Genomic DNA, 16,377 nt, shown 5'->3' on the forward strand with positions numbered 1-16,377 from the left:
GGATTTGCAAGTGTTTCGGCCCGCATTTCGCCATCGGGTTGCTGCCGAGCGCTGTCGAGGACCTTTCACCCTAACGGAATCATTGGTAGATGGTCGCCATGAACGCGCTTTCCGATGCCGATCCGATCTATAACCCGCCGCAGGATCCCTATCTTTCGCTGCTGCATCGCGATGCGCATCTGCTTGTGTTCAACAAGCCGAGCGGCTTGCTGTCGGTGCCTGGGCGGCATCCGGCGCTCTCGGACAGTCTTTTGACGCGGGTGCAGAAAGAGTATCCGGAGGCGCTGATCGTGCACCGTCTGGACAAGGATACATCCGGTGTCGTGGTGATGTCGCTCAACCGCCAGGCACATGCGCTTATCGCTGCGCAGTTCGAAGGTCGCACCACGCGAAAATCCTATGTGGCCGAGGTCTGGGGAAGGCTCGAGCAGGCGGAAGGCTTGGTCGACCTGCCGTTGGCGATCGATCCTGACAACAAGCCGCGCCACCGCGTCGATCCTGACCATGGCAAGCCGGCCCAGACGCGTTGGCAGGTGATGGGATACGGCGAGAACAGGACGCGGCTGCGATTGTTTCCGCTGACGGGCCGCACCCATCAGCTGCGTGTTCATATGAAAGCGCTGGGCCACGTTATTCTCGGGGACGAGTTCTATGCGGATGGCGATGCGCTTCTGGCCGCGAACCGTTTGCTTCTCCATGCCGAAGAACTAAGCTTCCGTCATCCTGCCGGTTCGGACGTCACGTTCACCGCACCAACTCCCTTCTGAGATCGGACATTGGCACAAAACCTCGAGAAAACGCCGCTGATCGTCGATTTTGTCGGCGGCGCGGTCGGCCACCGTTTCCGCTCCGGCGAGGGCCGCAAACAAGACCTGCCGAAGGCCGTTGGGTTTTCGAGCGGCACGATCCCTGACGTCGTCGATGCGACGGCAGGCCTCGGCCGGGATGCGTTTCTGCTGGCATCGCTCGGCGCGCGGGTCACGCTGATCGAGCGATCCGAGACGATGCATGAGCTACTTCTGGAAGGGCTCGAACGGGCGCGGGCGGAAGGCGGGCGGCATGCGGAGACGGTCTCCCGGATGACGCTGGTGCACGGGGATTCCTGTGTTCTCCTTCCGCAGATGAAGCCGCAGGTGATCCTGATCGATCCCATGCATCCGCCACGCGACAAAACGGCTCTCGTCAAGAAAGAGATGCGGCTGATCCGGGATATCGTCGGGACCGATGCGGATTCCGTACAGCTCATGCAAGTCGCGCTGGAGGCGGCCCAAAACCGGGTCGTGCTGAAATGGCCGTTGCGCGCCGAGCCGATGGCGGGCGTGCGCAAACCGTCCCACCAGATATTGGGGAAGAGCACGCGGTACGATGTCTTCGTGAAGGCGAAGATCACCGGCGAGTAGTTGGGTGACGGTACTGCCATTGTTGCCCTGTGGCGGAGATTGCGCATAGTATCCCGCATTCTTTGGGAGTGCCTTGCCGATGTCAGAGAGTGACCAGAAGTCCGGCCCGTTTCCGGAAGAGCCCGGGATCCTCGAATTTCTCGATATCTGCGATCGCTTTTATCCCGCCGACGCCGTGGATGCGCCGATCGCGCAGCAGCGGGACTGGTATGATGCGCTCTGCGCCCGCTTCGACCAGCCGCTGCCGCAGGGCCTGACGTTTCAGGAAGAGATGCTCGTCGTGCCGATCCGGCGTTACCGACCCGCGACGATCAGCAGCGAAACCGTTCTTCTTTACCTGCATGGCGGCGGGTTCGTCGTCGGGTCGCTGGATAGCCACCACGCTATCTGTGCGGAGATTGCCGATTTCGCGCAGGCGGAACTGGTCTCGGTCGATTACCGGCTTGCGCCCGAACATCTCTGGCCGGCCCAGACGGACGATTGTTTCGGTGTGATGAAGCAGCTTTTAGGGGAGGGCCGAAAGGTCGTGCTGATCGGCGACAGCGCCGGCGGCAATCTTGCGGCGGGGCTTGCGTTACGGGCGCGGGACGAAAGACTTTCGGGGATTGCCGGCCAGGTACTGATCTATCCAGCACTTGGCGGCGATCTTGTGTCTGGCTCTTACCGTGAGATGGCCTATGCGCCGGGGCTTACCACGGCCGATGTCGCTTATTACCGGGCAGTCCTCAAGGCGCCAGAAATTGAACCCGTCGCGCATCCGCTTCTGGCCCGCGACCTATCCGGCCTGCCGCCGGCCTATATCACCGTTGCGCATTTCGATCCATTGCGAGACGATGGCGAACTCTATGCGCGACGGTTGCGAGAGGCGGGCGTCGAGGCGACGTTCCGCGAGGAGCCGCAGATGGTGCATGCCTGGCTGCGTGCCCGCCACATGAGTGCTGGCGCGCGCAGCGGTTTCGAGGCGCTTTGCGAGGCTGTGCGGCGGATGGCAGTTAGCGACTGACCTAGCTCTTAGCCTTGGACACCAGAACCGGATCGGCGCGGAAGGCAGTCGGGAAGATCGCCTTCAGATTATCGATCTTCGGCATGTCGTTATAGACGATATAGGGATAGCTGGGGTTCAGCGTCAGAAAGTCCTGGTGATACTTCTCGGCCGGATAAAAGGCGGAAAGCCTGGAGATTTTCGTGACGATAGCGGCTGGATAGAGTTTCGTCGCATCAAGCTGGGCGATATAGGCCTCGGCCACCTTCTTCTGCTCGTCGCTCGTGGTGAAGATCGCGGATCGGTACTGCGGGCCGCGGTCAGGACCCTGGTAGTTCAGCTGGGTCGGATTGTGGGCGACGGAAAAGAAGATCTGCAGCAGTTTGCCGTAGCTTACCTGCTTCGGATCGAAGGTGATCTCGACGGCCTCCGCATGGCCCGATCTGCCCGAGCTGACCGTCTCATAGGTAGCAGTTTTCTGGTCGCCGCCGGAATAGCCGGAAACGGCGTTGCTCACGCCCTTCACATGCTGGAAGACGCCCTGAACGCCCCAGAAGCAGCCGCCGGCGAAGATGGCCTTCTCGACATTGCCCTTCGCGGCTTCGTCGATCGTCGGTGCAGGAATGGCAACGGCCGCCTCCTGCGCACGCAGCGCCGATGCGGGGAACGCCATCACGACGGCGGTCAGCATTGCCGCCGCCAGACGATTTGCGAAGACTGCCATGAGAACTCCTCCTGTTCGCATGTACTGTCTCAGGGATCCAGGCTCGCCGTCAAATCACATCGGCGTACACAGCCGGCCACGGCACCGCTTACATGTGATCGCGCGGGATGGCCTTCTCGAAAGTCTTTTCGAAGATCTTTCTGTCGCCGTCATAGGTAAGGACTGAGGCGCTGATCAGCCAGTCGGTCGCCGTGCAGGCGAGTTTTGCCGTGGAGACGGTGCGGACGGACCACCGGTCACGCTTCATATCGCAGGTCCAGACCGAAGTGCCCGTCATCGACAGCGGATCGGTCGGGTCGATCGCCCAGGTCTCCTCGCGCAACTGCCGTGTGGAAAGGCCGGTGCCGGGATGTTCGAAAAGGCCGGTGTCTTCGGCCACCTCGTAGCGCGTCTGGTTGGCACTGAGGTCACGGGTGACGGTGCGGCGCGTGGAGGACGGCGCGTGCTCGATATACTTCGGCAGCGGATCCGGGTTCGCCGGCTGCTTCATCTCGAATGTCTCGTGATCGCCGAGAAGCGGCATGGCAAGGCCAAGCGAAGCGATATCGATCGTCAGGCCGGGATCGACCGGCGGCGGCAGGATCATCGGCCAGTAGGCGGTCGAGAGCGATAGCCGGATTCGGTGACCCTCGCCGAACCGGTAGCCGCAGGCATCGAGATCAAGACGGATCTCGACCGGCTGGCCGGGAGTAAGCGGCTGCGGATCCTCGTTGCCGTCGCGATGAGCAAGGTTGATCACGCCGAAGGAGACGCGGGTCGCCGTGCCATCGGGATGGATATCGACGATCCGGGCGCAAAGATTGGCGAGCTCGGCATCGGCGCGCAGCGTCAAGGTGATGCTCGGACGTCCGAGAAAGGTTTTGGCCTCGGCAAGCGGCGGTGTCTGGAAGGTCAGCGATCCCGCATCGTCGCTGCGCTGGTCGCCGGCAAGTTCCCCGTCGGGCTTCAATGTAAACCATTCGCCGGCCGCGGTTCCGGTGTCGAGCGGCGACTTGAGGTAGAGCTCGTGAGCCGGTGCATGCGGGATCGGAATCCCCTCCAGCAGCGTGCCGAACTGGTCGACATAGAAGCACTCGCTTTCCGGCGCGCTCCAGTGAGGCTTGGATACCCAGAAGCCCGGATCGACATCGCGCCGTACCGCCGGTTTCGGGCCGTCGAGAATATAGGCGCGAACCTGGGCTAGGTTTTCGATCCCGTTCTCCTCGCCCCGCAGCCAGCGGTTCCAGAAGGCGATTGCCTCGCCATGAAAATCGGCGCGCGGTTTCGGCCAGGCGAAATGCGGATATTTGTGTACCCAAGGCCCGAGCAAAGCCTTCGCCTTGTCGCCCAGGCCTTCGACGGCCAGCAGCGGCGTGTTGCGATACCCGTCCGCCCAGCCGGCAATGACGAGCGCCGGAATTTCGATAGCCGCATAATCTTCGCAGATGGAGCCGTGTTTCCAGAACCCGTCGCGGCGCTGGTGGGAAAGCCATTCCTCCAGGAAGAAGGGTTCGTTTTCCAGCCGCTCCATCCACATCTCAAGCCAGCGATCGCCGACGATATCGGGATCCGGCGAGCGCGACTGGTAGGCGAGCATGGTGGCGGCCCAGGAGAGCTGGGCCGACAGGTGGCAGCCATTCTTGTAATGGATGTCGTCATTGTAGCGGTCGGTGGTCGAGGCGATCGAGATCACGGCCTTGAGCGCTGGTGGTCGAAGCGCCGCCACCTGCAGGCAGTTGAAGCCGCCCCAGGAAATGCCCATCATGCCAACGCTGCCGTTCGACCAGGGCTGTTCTGCGATCCAGGCGATCAGCTCGCAGGCATTGGCAAGCTCCAGCTCGGTATATTCACCGTCGATGACGCCGTCGGATTCCCCGGAGCCGCGAATATCGACGCGAACGCCGGCGATGCCTGCTGCCGCAAACACCGGATAGGTGGATTCGTCGCGCGGGCTGGTTCCATCCCGTTTGCGATAGGGCAGGAATTCGAACACGGCCGGCACCGGATCGGCGTCCGCATTGTCAGGCATCCAGATGCGGGCGGCAAGACGCGTTCCGTCCTTCAGCCTGATCCACTGGTTTTCGATGACGGTGAAGGAACGGTCAGTCATGCTCATGCGCTCTCAAATATCGATCTTCAATTCCCGGCACTCGCCATCCGCCGCGTTGCAAGCACCTTCTCCAGCCAGCCGAGCTGCATCTCGGGCACGGATTTGAGGAGAAGGTCGGTATAGTCGTCGAACGGAGGCGACAGCGCCTGGGATTTCGGGCCGAAGCGGACGAGTTTGCCGCGATGCATGACGGCGACGGAGTCGGCGATTGCCTTCACGATGGCGATGTCATGGGTGATGAACAGATAAGACAGCTGCTGTTCTTCCTGCAGCTTCATCAGCAGCTTCAGGATCCCTTCCGCCACCAGCGGATCGAGCGCCGATGTGGGTTCGTCGCACAAGATGAGCTCGGGCCTTGCGGCAAGGGCGCGGGCAATTGCCACGCGCTGCTTCTGGCCGCCGGAAAGCTCAGCCGGATAGCGATCGATAAAGCCGGTGCCCATCTCGATCTGGTCGAGCAGTTCCTTGACGCGTGCGGTCTTGGCCGAGCCACGCAGGCCGTCATAGAAGGTCAGCGGACGGCCGATGATGTCGCGCACCGTCTGGCGCGGGTTCATGGCCGTATCGGCCATCTGGTAGATCAGCTGGATGCGGCGCAGGTCGTCTCTCGGCCGGCTTTTCAGCAACGGCGTCAGCGGCCGGCCCTCGAAGGTGATCGCGCCGCTGCTAGGCGCCAACAGGCCGGTGATGACGCGCGCCAGCGTCGACTTACCCGAGCCGGATTCGCCGACGACCGCAAGCGTCTGGCCCTTGCACAGATGCAGGGAAACATCGTGCAGCACCTTGAACCCGTTCGAATACTGGGCGCTGACATGATCGACCCTGAGAACCGCTTCGGTCTGGTCAACTGCCTCCTCGCGGGCTGCCTGGCGCACATTGACCAGCGCACGGGTGTAATCCTGTCTCGGTGCCTCGATGATCTGCTGCACGGGACCGTATTCGACCATCTTGCCGTGGCGCAGCACCATGATGTCGTCGGAGATCTGCGCGACGACGGCCAGATCGTGGGTGATGTAGAGCGCTGCCGTATCGGTTTCCTCGATCGCGTGCTTGATCGCCGCGAGAACGTCGATCTGGGTCGTCACGTCGAGCGCGGTCGTCGGTTCGTCGAACACGATCAGGTCGGGTTTGGAGCAAAGCGCCATCGCCGTCATGGCGCGTTGCAACTGGCCGCCGGAAACCTGGTGCGGAAAGCGATCGCCGAAAGTTTCGGGGTTCGGCAGACCGAGAACCTGGAACAGGTAGAGAGCGCGCTCGCGAGCATCTTCCTTGCTCATCAGGCGATGCTTGACAGTCGCCTCGATAACCTGGTCGCCGAGCTTGTGGGCGGGGTTGAATGCGGCAGCTGCCGATTGCGCGACATAGCAGACGCGGGCGCCGCGCAGCTTGCGGATGCCACTCTTCCCCAGTTGCAGGATGTCGGTGCCGTCAAGTTTCACTTCGCCGCCGGTGATTTCGGCGCCGCCGCGGCCGTAGCCGAGCGCCGCGAGCCCGATCGTTGACTTGCCGGCACCGGATTCGCCGATCAGGCCTAAAACCTTGCCCTTGGCGAGATCGAAGGAGACGTCGTCGACAATGGTGATCCGCTTTGGCTGCTCGCCGGGCGGATAGCTTGTCGCCTCGATCTTGAGGTTACGGACGGACAGGAGATGGGATGAAGCTTCACGCATCGCCGCGGCCTCCCTTCAGGCTGGAGGTTCGCTTCAGGAGCCAGTCGACCACAAGGTTGACGCAGACGGCGAGAGCCGCAATCGCCGTTCCAGGCACAAGCGCTGCGGGAATGCCGAAGATGATGCCGTCCTTGTTGTCCTTCACCATGCCGCCCCAGTCGGCGGTCGGCGGCTGGATGCCGAGCCCAAGGAAGGAGAGGGTGGAGAGAAATAGGATCGCAAACGCGAAACGCAGGCCGAATTCGGCCAGCAGCGGCGAGAGCGTATTGGGCAGAATTTCGCGAAAGATGATCCAGATCTTGCCTTCACCGCGGAGCTTCGCAGCTTCCACGAATTCCATCACGGCGACATCCAGCGCCACGGCCCGGCCAAGCCGGTAGACGCGGGTGGAATCAAGGATCGCCATCACCAGGATCAGCACGATCAGGTGTTGCGGCAGAACGGCCAGCACCACGAGCGCGAAGATCAGCGTCGGAATCGACATCATCAGGTCGTTGAAGCGGGAAAACACCGTATCGACGAGGCCACCTGAAACGGCGGCGGTAAAGCTCAGGATGATCCCGAGCGAAAAGGAAATCACGGTTGCCGCCAAAGCGACAATCAGCGTCGTGCGCGCACCGAAGATCAGGCGCGACAGGATATCGCGGCCGAGATTGTCGAGGCCGAAGAAGAATTGCGCATCGGCCTCCTGCCAGACATTGCCGACGACTTCGGTCTCGCCGTAAGGGGAAATCCAGGGCGCGAACAGGGCGCAGAAAACAGCGAGCGCGATGCCGAACAGGCCGACCCAGGCGGTGATGGGGATTTCTCTCAATCTCATCGTGGATGCCTCAGACGGGGGTTGGCGATGATCGCGAGAATGTCCGCCACCATGTTGAGGAGGATGTAGACGGCCGCAAAGATCAGGCCGCAGGCCTGGACGACCGGCATGTCGCGCACCGTTACCGCGTCGACCATGTACTGGCCCATGCCGGGATAGACGAACACGACCTCGACTACCACGACGCCAACCACGAGATAGGCAAGGTTGAGCGCCACGACGTTGATGATCGGGGCGAGCGCATTGGGTGCCGCATGCTTGACGATCGCGCGCCAGCCGGACAGGCCCTTGAGCTCGGCGGTTTCCATATAGGCCGAGGACATGACGGAGAGGATCGCCGCCCGCGTCATGCGCATCATGTGGGCGAGCACGACGAGAACGAGTGTCGCGGTCGGCAGGGCGATCGTCTGGAGGCGCTCCAGAAAGCCCATGCCCTGATAAACGGTGGCCGGAAAGGTGGCGATGCCGAAATTGACGGCGAAATAGAGGATCAGCAGGTAGCCGACGAAGAATTCCGGAAGCGAGATGGCCGCGAGCGAGATCACGTTGATGATCTTGTCGGGAATACGATCGCGGAAATGCACCGAGAGCATGCCGAGACAGATCGCCAGCGGCACGGCGATGACGGCCGCAAAGGCCGCGAGGAAAAGCGAATTGCCCAACCGGTTGCCGACCTGTTCGGAGACCGAATTGCGGCTTGCCCAGGATGTGCCGAAATCGCCCTGCAGGACGCCGCCCAGCCAGTCGAAATAGCGGGTGACAAGGGGCCGGTCGAGGCCGAGTTCCGCGGTGATGTTGGCCACAGCCTCCGGCGTCGCGGACTGGCCGAGATAGGTGGAGGCGAAATCGCCGGGCAGCGCTTCGACGCCGCCGAAAATCAGGGCCGACACTGCCAGAAGCAGAATCAGCGAAAGCACCATGCGCTGGGCGATAATGCTCAGCAGCGGAAAGCGCTCTCTCAAGCTGCGGGCCGGCGAGCCGCCAGCCTCTGTGGAATTGGACATGTGGCGCGATCCCGTATCCGAAATGAAGGGTTCAGACCGCAGGTTTTCCTGCGGTCCATATTCATCGGCGGGGCTGGACAAGCCCCTGTCGGGTATCAGGCGTCGAGCCAGACGCGGGTCGCGACATAGCCGTTCGACATGTCGTTGCCGATGTCCTTGACGTAACCCTGAAGCTTCTTCGACGCCGCGTTCACGAAGTCGTTGAACATCGGCAGGATCGTGCCGCCTTCGTCGCGCACCAGCACCGCCATCTCGCGGTACATTTCACGGCGTTTGGCTTCATCCAGTTCACCGCGGGCGGTGATCAGCAGCTTGTCGAACTTCTCGTTCTTGAAACGGGTGTCGTTCCAGTCTGCAGACGACAGATAGGCGCCGGAATAGAACTGGTCCTGCGTGGCGCGGCTGCCCCAATAGGAGGCCGAGAACGGTTGCACGTTCCAGACGTTCGACCAGTAGCCGTCACCCGGCTCGCGCTTGATCTCGATATCGATACCGGCCTTCTTCGCGCTCTGCTGGAAGAGAACCGATGCATCGACAGCGCCCGGGAAGGCAACTTCCGACGTGCGCAGAAGCACCGAGCCGCTATGGCCTGATTTCTTGAAGTGGAACTTCGCCTTGTCCGGATCGTAGGAGCGTTGCTCGATGCCCTCGGGGAAGAGCGCATAGGTATCGTTGATCGGGAAGTCGTTGCCGACCTTGCCGTAGCCGCCCAAGATGCGCTTGACCATTTCCTCGCGGTCGATGGACAGTTTCAGGGCCATGCGCAGATCGTTGTTGTCGAACGGCGCCTTGTCGCAATGCATGATGAAAACGTAGTGGCCGCCGCCGGACGTGGTCAGAAGCTGCACCGTCGGGGCGCGGGTCAGAAGCGGCACGGTCTTTGGATCGACGCGGTTGATGAACTGCACCTGGCCGGACGACAAGGCCGCGATGCGGGCGGTTGCGTCGTTCATGGTGATGATTTCGACTGTCTCGACATGACCGCGGTCGGAACGCCAGTCGCTAGTGTTCTTCTCGAAGGTCATGCGAACGCCAGGCTCGAAGCTCTTGACCTTGTAGGCACCGGTGCCGATGCCGGCATTCGGCGCGTCGACACCGCCGTTCGGCTGGATGACGAGATGGTAGTCGGTGAAGATCGCGGGAAGGTCGGCGTTGCCGCTGTCGAGCGTCACGACCAGATCGCCGCTCTTGTTTTCGATCGACTTGATGGATTTCAGAACGCCGGCTGCACCGGATTCGGTCTTGCTATCGCTATGGCGCTTCAGGGTCGCGACCACGTCGTCGGTGGTCATCTCCTTGCCGTCGTGGAACTGCACGCCCTTGCGGATCTTGAAGGTCCAGGTCTTGGCGTCCGGCGATGGCGACCAGGATTCGGCAAGCGATGGAACCGGTGCGCGGGTTTCAGGATGGGTTTCGACCAGCGTATCGCCCCAGGTGCGGACCGCGGTGAACATCACCTGCGAGGTTGCCTTGGCGGGATCGATGCTGTCGGTCGCTGCACCGCCCTCGAGGCCGAGCTTTAGGTTGCCGCCCTTCTTGGGGGCCTGCGCAGAGGCGCTGGTTGCGTAAAGCTGGCTTGCTGCAGCCAGTGTCACGCCCGCTGCCATGGCGCGGCCCATGAATTCGCGGCGGTTCATGCCACCTGTCGTGACACGGCCAGCGAGGTATTTCGTAATATCGTTCATTTCCCTGTTCCCTTTTATTCGATGCAGTTTTCTGCGTTCTTTATCTGCGCTGTCTCGCCGGGTTTCCTCTTCCACAGCGGTTTGCGCATTATTCCGTCGATCGTGGGAAATGGTTCGGTTGCGGCCGACATAACTTCCTTTCTGATGCAGTCCCCGGCTCTTATCGTGCGAGCTCTATGCCTCGGGAAATAGTCTGCTTAGCGATCGAAGGCCCGTTGAGGCGTGATGGAGATTACGGTCGCGTTGCCGCGTGGGTGAGCCTTCGCTACGACATTAAGTGCCTTCGATGCGACACATTTAGCAACCCCCCATGGGTTGCGAAAATTAGGCGCCTGTCGAAAGGGATGCAAATCCTGCTAATCGCGCGCTATCGCATGGAAAAACGCGCCGGTCACCCTTCCCCGGAAACCGCCCGACGGACCTATTTCGTCGCCTCGACCATCTGCAATCATAGCGAGAGGTTGGTCGGTTCCGGCTTCGATCACTCGAGCATAATGGAATTCGTGGCCCCGCACCACGTCGCCTATTTTACCAATGGCACTTTCTCTCATCAGGCGCGCCTGGCGGTAGCCAAGGTTCATCTTACGCTTGGAAAAGCTCGTGGAATGGGAAAGCAGGCCGGTCATGGTGTGGCTGACGCCGTCGGCATCCTCCAGCCTTTCGCCAAGCACCATGTAACCACCGCATTCGCCGTGAACCGGCTTGGTCTGCGAGAAGGTCTTCAGCCCCGTCTTGAACGTGTCAGCCGCTGCAAGCCGCCCCGCGTGCAGTTCGGGATAACCGCCCGGCAGCCAGCAGACGTCGCAGTCGGCAGGCGGTGCCTCGTCGGCAAGCGGCGAGAAGCGGATGATCTCTGCCCCCATCGCCTGCCATTCCCGCTTGATATGCGGGTAGAGAAAGGTAAAGGCGGCGTCTTCGGCGAGAGCGATCCGCTGTCCCGGCGGAGGCAATGCCTTTTCGGTCGTACCGGATGGGATATCGAACGGACGTGCTGCCTCGAAAATCGCGTCGAGATCCAGCGACTGTTCCATCGCATCGGCCAGCCGATCGATATGCGCGTCCATCTGCGGATGTTCGCTTGCCTGCACGAGGCCGAGATGGCGCTCGGGCAGCGTCAGCGTGGGGTTGCGCAAAATCGTGCCGACAACCGGAAGCCCGATCGCGGAGATGGCGTCGCCCGAGAGTTTTCTGTGGCGCTCGCTTCCGGCCCGGTTGAGCACGCAGGCCGCCATTTTCACGGTCGGATCATAATGCATGAAGCCGCAGGCGACGGCCGCCGCCGTCTGGCTCTGTCCCGACACGTCGAGCACCAGCAGAACCGGCAGGCCGAAAAGGCGCGCGAGATCGGACGCGGCACCTGAGCGACCGGGTTCGCCTAGAATGCCGTCGAAAAGACCCATGGCGCTTTCGATCAGAATCAGGTCCGCATCCTCTGCCTGGCCGCGTGCCAGATGCCGCAGAAGATCGGGGGCCATGGCCCAGCTGTCGAGATTGAGCCCGGGCAGGCGGGTTGCCGCTTCGTGGAAACCCGGATCGATATAATCAGGCCCGGTCTTGATGCCGCGCACCCTGATGCCCCGCCGCTGGAAGGCGCGCAACAGGCCGATGGTGACGCTGGTCTTGCCGGAGCCGGAGCGCGGTGCGCCGATGATCAGGGCGCGGGCCGTCATGATGCAGGTCCCGAAAGGACGGCCTGCATATCGACGATCCTGCCGATCACGATCAGCGCCGGCGCCTGGAAATCCTGGCGCTGCACTTCTGCTTCAACGGTTGCAAGCGTCGCAGTCATCGACCTCTCCTGGGGTGTGGTTGCCGCCATCAGAACCGCGACGGGTGTATCGCCTGCCAATCCGCCCTCCATCAGAAGCCGCGCGATCGTGCCGATCGTGCTTACACCCATATAGACGACGATCGGTTCGCCCGTCTTTGCCAAAGCTTTCCAGTCGAGATCGCCAGGCGTGCCGGCGGCATGTCCGGTTGCAAGCGTGATCGAGCGGCTGATGCCGCGCGTCGTCGCCGGAATGTTGGCACAGGCGAGTGCCGCAAGGGCAGAGGTCATGCCGGGCAGAATCCGGAAGGGGATATCGGCCTTCACCAACGCCTCCGCCTCTTCGCCACCGCGACCGAAGATAAACGGGTCTCCGCCCTTCAGACGCAGCACGCGTTTGGCCGATCTGGCGAGTTCGATCAGCCGTGCGGTAATATCGTCCTGCGCCACCGAAGGCTTGCCGCCCCGCTTTCCGACAAAGATCATGTCGTGTGTCTGCGCCAATGCCAGCACGGCGTCGGAGACCAGCGCGTCATGCACGATCACGTCGGCCTTTTGCAGCGCATCGGCGACTTCCAGCGTCAGATAGCGCGGATGACCGGGGCCGGAGCCGGCCAGCCAGACATGGCCGGGCTCGAATTCCGGTGCTTCGACGATGGTTTCGATCAACTCATTCATGGGCATGGAGTGCAAACCTTTTGCCGGCCGGTGAAGGCCGGGCTATAGAAACGACCATGGAAGCCGCCATCGATATTGACAGCAAGACCCTGCGACGTGGCTGGACCACGGGAACCTGCGCTGCGGCGGCCACGAAGGCTGCCTGTCTGGCGCTGATGACAGGCGAATTTCCGGCGCTGGTGGAGGTGACCCTGCCCGGCGGCCAACGGCCGGGTTTTGCGCTGGCCATCGAAGAGGTGGGCGAGGGTTTCGCCAAGGCTGGCATCATCAAGGATGCCGGCGACGACCCAGATGTCACCCATGGCGCGCTGATCATCAGCACGGTGCGGCGCGGCGCGGCGAAAAGCGGCATCACGTTCAGGGCAGGACCTGGCGTCGGTACGGTGACGCGGCCCGGTCTGCCGCTGCCACCCGGCGAACCCTCGATCAACCCGGTGCCACGGCAGATGATTGCGCAGGCGATAACAGAGGTTGCCGGCGAGGGCGCCGATTTCGAGGTGGAGATCTCGGTGCCCGACGGCGAAAAGATCGCCGAGAAGACGCTTAACGGTCGGCTCGGCATCGTCGGCGGAATATCGATCCTCGGCACGACCGGGATCGTCATTCCGTATTCCTGCTCGGCCTGGATCCATTCCATATGGCGCGGCATAGATGTGGCCCGCGCGGCCGGCCTCGATCACATTTCCGGCGCCACCGGCAATACGTCCGAAAAGGCGGCGCAGGCCTATCATGACCTCTGCGATGTCGCGCTGATCGACATGGGTGATTTCGTCGGCGGCATGCTGAAATATATCCGCAGCCATCCGGTGCCGAAGGTAACCGTTGCCGGCGGTGTCGCCAAGATGACCAAGCTCGCCCAGGGCATGCTCGACGTGCATTCCAAGCGCGGGCTTGCCGATCTCGAAGCCCTTGCCAAGGTGGCTGAAGACGCTGGCGCCGATGCCGATCTCGTAGCGCGAATCATCGCTGCAAACACCGTCGCGCAGGCGTTCGAGATGGCCGGCGCGCGTGGTCTGAAGCTCGGTGACCGCATTGCCGCGCTTGCCTGGAAGACCGCCGCAAAGTCGCTCGGCGACCCTAAGATCGCGCTGGAGATCCTGGTGTTCGACCGGCACGGCCAGCTTGCCGGACGAACGGAATTCACGCCGTCCGATCATTCCGGGTCCTTGGCGCCGGAGAGCTGATCCCAGCCGGGGCGGAAGCGCCGTACATAGTCTGCATTGTATAGCTGGCTCTCGACGAAATCCGTCGCTCCCAGCCCTTTGCCGACGAAGATAAGCGCGGTGCGCTCCGCCGGTTCTGCGGCAAGCTTTGCTACGATATCGGCAAGCGTGCCGGTGATGATGCGCTCCTCCGGCCATGAGGCGCGCACGACGATCGCGACCGGGCATTCGGGGCCGTAAAGCGGTGTCAGTTCCTCGACGATCCTGTCCAGTGCATGGATAGCAAGATGGATAGCAAGCGTTGCACCTGTTGCGCCAAAGGCTTTCAGCGTTTCTCCCTCGGGCATTTTCGAGGCGCGACCGGAGACGCGTGTGAGGACCAGACTTTGCGCCACTTCGGGAATTGTCAGCTCCCGCCGCAACGCAGCTGCGGCGGCGGCAAACGATGGAACGCCAGGGGTCAGCGTATAGTCGATCCCGTGCTTTTCCAGCCGGCGGATCTGCTCGGCCACAGCGCTCCAGACCGAAAGATCGCCCGAATGCAGGCGGGCGACATCCTTGCCGGCCCGGTGAGCGGCAACATATTCGGCCTCGATATCATCGAGCGACAGGGAACCGGTATCGACGATCCTTGCATCGGCCGGGCAATAGTCCAGTAGTTCCTTCGGCATGATCGAGCCTGCATAAAGGCAGACCGGCGAGTGGCTGAGGATATCGCGGCCGCGGACGGTGATCAGATCCGCGGCACCGGGGCCGGCGCCGATGAAGTGGACGGTCATGAATAGTCTTTCGTTTGCGCCAAGGCGCAGGTGGCGCCCTGGGATATCAACCGCGGTACGATGATTTCGGACCATTCTCCCGCAGCCGCAAGCGCCGCACCTTCGGAGAGGCTTGATGACGACGTCTGGGCAAGGCTGTGGCGGGAAACGGTCTTGGTTCTCGGCTCGGCCGCCAGCAACGCCTGGTCGCTGACGATGTGAAGCGGAATGCCCAGCGTTTCGGCCAGTTGCAGAATCCCCGGTTCTTTCCGCTTGATCTCTCCGGTGGCCAGCGCCCCAATCGATCCCCTGATGATACCGGCCTCCGTGCAGGCCGCATCGAGAGCGGAAAGAAGGTCTGCGCGCGTGGTGCCCTTGCGGCAACCCAAACCGGCGACGATCATGGTTCTGTTCCTTTTGTCCACGTCCACTGCGTGACCGGCATGGCCGGCTTCCAGCCCTGCATCGACCCTACGGGCGAGGCCCGCGAGACATCCATTCGGATGAGGCTGCCGCCGAGCGTGGCTTTTGCGGTCAGCAGCACCGCTTCCATCTCCAGCGTCACGGCGTTGGCAACGAGCCTGCCGCCTGATTTCAGCGCTGCAGCGGCCGTCTCGAAGACACCAGGTTCGCTGCCGCCGCCGCCGATAAAGATCGCATCCGGTGGGGGGAGGCCATTGAGCGCCGACGGTGCTTCGCCCTCGACCACGACGAGGCCCGGCACGCCGAAGCGTGCGGCATTGCGCTTGATGCGAGCGGCGCGCTCGGGATGGGCTTCAACGCCGATCGCCTTCATCGACGGATCGGCCAGCATCCATTCGATGCCGATCGAACCGGAGCCGGCTCCGATATCCCAGAGCAGCTCGCCGCGCCGGGGCGACAGAGCCGACAGCGTCAAGGCCCGGATCTCGCGTTTGGTGATCTGACCGTCATGCTCGAACAGGGCATCATCAAGGCCGAAGCCCAGCGGCAGAATGCGCGCCGGACCGTTTGCAGCAACGTCGATCGCGACGACGTTCAGCACGTTGATATCCTGCAATGCAAATCCGTCCGCCTGCACCACGCGGATTCGCTCCGCTTGGCCGCCGAGCGCTTCCAGCACGGTCAGCTGCGACTTCCCGAAACCGCTCTCCGTCACGAGAGCCGCCAGTTCCGCGGGGCCCCGCTCATCCGAGGTCAGCGCGATCACGCGCCGGCCTGGGTGCAGAAGCGGGCGGATGAGATCCAGAGGACGGCCATGCAGCGAGACCGTCTCGATCTCCTGCAGCGGCCAGCCGAGACGCGATGCTGCGAGCGAAAATGCAGACGAGGACGGATAGGCGATGAATTCATCCGCCGGGACATGGCGTGACAGCGTTGCACCGACGCCGAACAGGAAGGGATCGCCGGAGGCAAGCACACAGACGTTGCGTCCACGCAGCGCGACGACATCGCGCATCGCTGGATCGAAGGGCGTCGGCCATGGCCGCGCTTCGCCAGTGATGAGGGGTGCGGCGAGCTCCAGATGTCGCCTTCCGCCGAAAACAACGGCGGCGGCGGCGATCGCGTCGCGGGCATTATCGCCGAGACCGTTCACGCCATCCTCGCCGATGCCGACGATGGACAGCCAGCGGCTTTGGTTTAAAGCTCTCACTTC

General features: G+C 62.5%; 15 protein-coding genes. 4 read left to right on the forward strand and 11 right to left on the reverse strand.

Annotated elements, in window-relative coordinates; all coding sequences use genetic code 11:
* Nucleotides 1–89 precede the first annotated feature (89 nt).
* From ACQY1J_RS21330 to ACQY1J_RS21340, 3 genes are all read left to right on the forward strand, one after another.
* Nucleotides 90–767 (forward strand): pseudouridine synthase, encoded by a 678-nt coding sequence (locus ACQY1J_RS21330; RefSeq protein ID WP_430250797.1) that lies wholly within the window; start codon nt 90–92, stop codon nt 765–767.
* Between the two features lie 9 nt (nt 768–776).
* On the forward strand, nt 777–1,400 hold the full coding sequence (locus tag ACQY1J_RS21335) for a class I SAM-dependent methyltransferase (protein ID WP_192078850.1): 624 nt from the start codon (nt 777–779) through the stop codon (nt 1,398–1,400).
* 79 nt (nt 1,401–1,479) lie between these two features.
* A complete protein-coding gene (locus tag ACQY1J_RS21340; protein WP_430250798.1) occupies nt 1,480–2,403 on the forward strand; it encodes an alpha/beta hydrolase in 924 nt (307 codons plus the stop codon).
* Nucleotide 2,404: 1 nt separating this feature from the next.
* Here the strand turns inward: ACQY1J_RS21340 and msrA are convergent, their stop codons facing one another.
* The 8 genes from msrA to cobA all read right to left on the reverse strand — a co-directional run bounded on the left by msrA (nt 2,405) and on the right by cobA (nt 12,826).
* The gene (msrA, locus tag ACQY1J_RS21345; RefSeq protein WP_430250799.1) at nt 2,405–3,106 is read right to left on the reverse strand and encodes a peptide-methionine (S)-S-oxide reductase MsrA; all 702 of its coding nucleotides are present in this window, start codon (nt 3,104–3,106) and stop codon (nt 2,405–2,407) included.
* An 88-nt stretch (nt 3,107–3,194) separates the two neighbouring features.
* Nucleotides 3,195–5,201 carry a CocE/NonD family hydrolase gene (locus ACQY1J_RS21350; protein WP_430250800.1) on the reverse strand — a complete coding sequence of 669 codons (2,007 nt, stop codon included), beginning with the start codon at nt 5,199–5,201 and terminating at the stop codon, nt 3,195–3,197.
* A 20-nt stretch (nt 5,202–5,221) separates the two neighbouring features.
* Entirely contained in the window at nt 5,222–6,865 is a 1,644-nt protein-coding gene (locus ACQY1J_RS21355) for an ABC transporter ATP-binding protein (RefSeq protein ID WP_430250801.1), read from the reverse strand.
* The gene (locus ACQY1J_RS21360) at nt 6,858–7,685 is read right to left on the reverse strand and encodes an ABC transporter permease (RefSeq protein WP_113165455.1); all 828 of its coding nucleotides are present in this window, start codon (nt 7,683–7,685) and stop codon (nt 6,858–6,860) included. Before ACQY1J_RS21360 ends, ACQY1J_RS21355 begins: the two co-directional genes overlap by 8 nt.
* On the reverse strand, nt 7,682–8,689 hold the full coding sequence (locus ACQY1J_RS21365; RefSeq protein ID WP_062576949.1) for an ABC transporter permease: 1,008 nt from the start codon (nt 8,687–8,689) through the stop codon (nt 7,682–7,684). Before ACQY1J_RS21365 ends, ACQY1J_RS21360 begins: the two co-directional genes overlap by 4 nt.
* Before the next feature lie 95 nt (nt 8,690–8,784).
* Complete coding sequence (locus ACQY1J_RS21370) at nt 8,785–10,374, reverse strand: ABC transporter substrate-binding protein (protein ID WP_209902515.1); 1,590 nt, start codon at nt 10,372–10,374, stop codon at nt 8,785–8,787.
* A 356-nt stretch (nt 10,375–10,730) separates the two neighbouring features.
* Entirely contained in the window at nt 10,731–12,044 is a 1,314-nt protein-coding gene (locus tag ACQY1J_RS21375; RefSeq protein ID WP_430250802.1) for a cobyrinate a,c-diamide synthase, read from the reverse strand.
* Nucleotides 12,041–12,826, reverse strand: a complete 786-nt coding sequence (gene cobA, locus ACQY1J_RS21380; protein WP_430250803.1) for a uroporphyrinogen-III C-methyltransferase — start codon at nt 12,824–12,826, stop codon at nt 12,041–12,043. The genes ACQY1J_RS21375 and cobA overlap by 4 nt, the downstream gene beginning before the upstream one ends.
* Before the next feature lie 62 nt (nt 12,827–12,888).
* Between cobA and ACQY1J_RS21385 the strand changes: the two genes are divergently transcribed.
* The gene (locus ACQY1J_RS21385) at nt 12,889–14,004 is read left to right on the forward strand and encodes a cobalt-precorrin-5B (C(1))-methyltransferase (RefSeq protein WP_430252027.1); all 1,116 of its coding nucleotides are present in this window, start codon (nt 12,889–12,891) and stop codon (nt 14,002–14,004) included.
* Here the strand turns inward: ACQY1J_RS21385 and cobM are convergent.
* Genes cobM through cbiE form a run of 3 tightly spaced genes read right to left on the reverse strand, consistent with a single transcriptional unit; the run spans nt 13,974 to nt 16,374 of the window.
* On the reverse strand, nt 13,974–14,762 hold the full coding sequence (gene cobM / locus ACQY1J_RS21390) for a precorrin-4 C(11)-methyltransferase (protein ID WP_430250804.1): 789 nt from the start codon (nt 14,760–14,762) through the stop codon (nt 13,974–13,976). The two genes, ACQY1J_RS21385 and cobM, sit on opposite strands and share 31 nt — an antisense overlap.
* Nucleotides 14,759–15,145: a cobalamin biosynthesis protein gene (locus ACQY1J_RS21395; RefSeq protein WP_430250805.1), complete on the reverse strand. Its 387-nt coding sequence runs from the start codon at nt 15,143–15,145 to the stop codon at nt 14,759–14,761. Before ACQY1J_RS21395 ends, cobM begins: the two co-directional genes overlap by 4 nt.
* Nucleotides 15,142–16,374, reverse strand: a complete 1,233-nt coding sequence (gene cbiE, locus ACQY1J_RS21400) for a precorrin-6y C5,15-methyltransferase (decarboxylating) subunit CbiE (protein WP_430250806.1) — start codon at nt 16,372–16,374, stop codon at nt 15,142–15,144. The genes ACQY1J_RS21395 and cbiE overlap by 4 nt, the downstream gene beginning before the upstream one ends.
* Nucleotides 16,375–16,377 lie beyond the last annotated feature (3 nt).

Source organism: Neorhizobium sp. DAR64860/K0K1 (assembly GCF_050500205.1).
Classification (GTDB): Bacteria; Pseudomonadota; Alphaproteobacteria; order Rhizobiales; family Rhizobiaceae; genus Neorhizobium; species Neorhizobium soli.

What these genes read in the sequence shown, in the direction of transcription:
- ACQY1J_RS21330 (WP_430250797.1), top strand. Translation starts at nt 90, where the DNA reads ATGGTCGCCATGAACGCGCTTTCCGATGCCGATCCGATCTATAACCCG.
- ACQY1J_RS21360 (WP_113165455.1), bottom strand. Translation starts at nt 7,685, where the DNA reads ATGAGATTGAGAGAAATCCCCATCACCGCCTGGGTCGGCCTGTTCGGC.
- ACQY1J_RS21340 (WP_430250798.1), top strand. Translation starts at nt 1,480, where the DNA reads ATGTCAGAGAGTGACCAGAAGTCCGGCCCGTTTCCGGAAGAGCCCGGG.
- ACQY1J_RS21355 (WP_430250801.1), bottom strand. Translation starts at nt 6,865, where the DNA reads ATGCGTGAAGCTTCATCCCATCTCCTGTCCGTCCGTAACCTCAAGATC.
- msrA (WP_430250799.1), bottom strand. Translation starts at nt 3,106, where the DNA reads ATGGCAGTCTTCGCAAATCGTCTGGCGGCGGCAATGCTGACCGCCGTC.
- cobM (WP_430250804.1), bottom strand. Translation starts at nt 14,762, where the DNA reads ATGACCGTCCACTTCATCGGCGCCGGCCCCGGTGCCGCGGATCTGATC.
- ACQY1J_RS21350 (WP_430250800.1), bottom strand. Translation starts at nt 5,201, where the DNA reads ATGAGCATGACTGACCGTTCCTTCACCGTCATCGAAAACCAGTGGATC.
- ACQY1J_RS21370 (WP_209902515.1), bottom strand. Translation starts at nt 10,374, where the DNA reads ATGAACGATATTACGAAATACCTCGCTGGCCGTGTCACGACAGGTGGC.
- ACQY1J_RS21375 (WP_430250802.1), bottom strand. Translation starts at nt 12,044, where the DNA reads ATGACGGCCCGCGCCCTGATCATCGGCGCACCGCGCTCCGGCTCCGGC.
- ACQY1J_RS21365 (WP_062576949.1), bottom strand. Translation starts at nt 8,689, where the DNA reads ATGTCCAATTCCACAGAGGCTGGCGGCTCGCCGGCCCGCAGCTTGAGA.
- ACQY1J_RS21395 (WP_430250805.1), bottom strand. Translation starts at nt 15,145, where the DNA reads ATGATCGTCGCCGGTTTGGGTTGCCGCAAGGGCACCACGCGCGCAGAC.
- cobA (WP_430250803.1), bottom strand. Translation starts at nt 12,826, where the DNA reads ATGCCCATGAATGAGTTGATCGAAACCATCGTCGAAGCACCGGAATTC.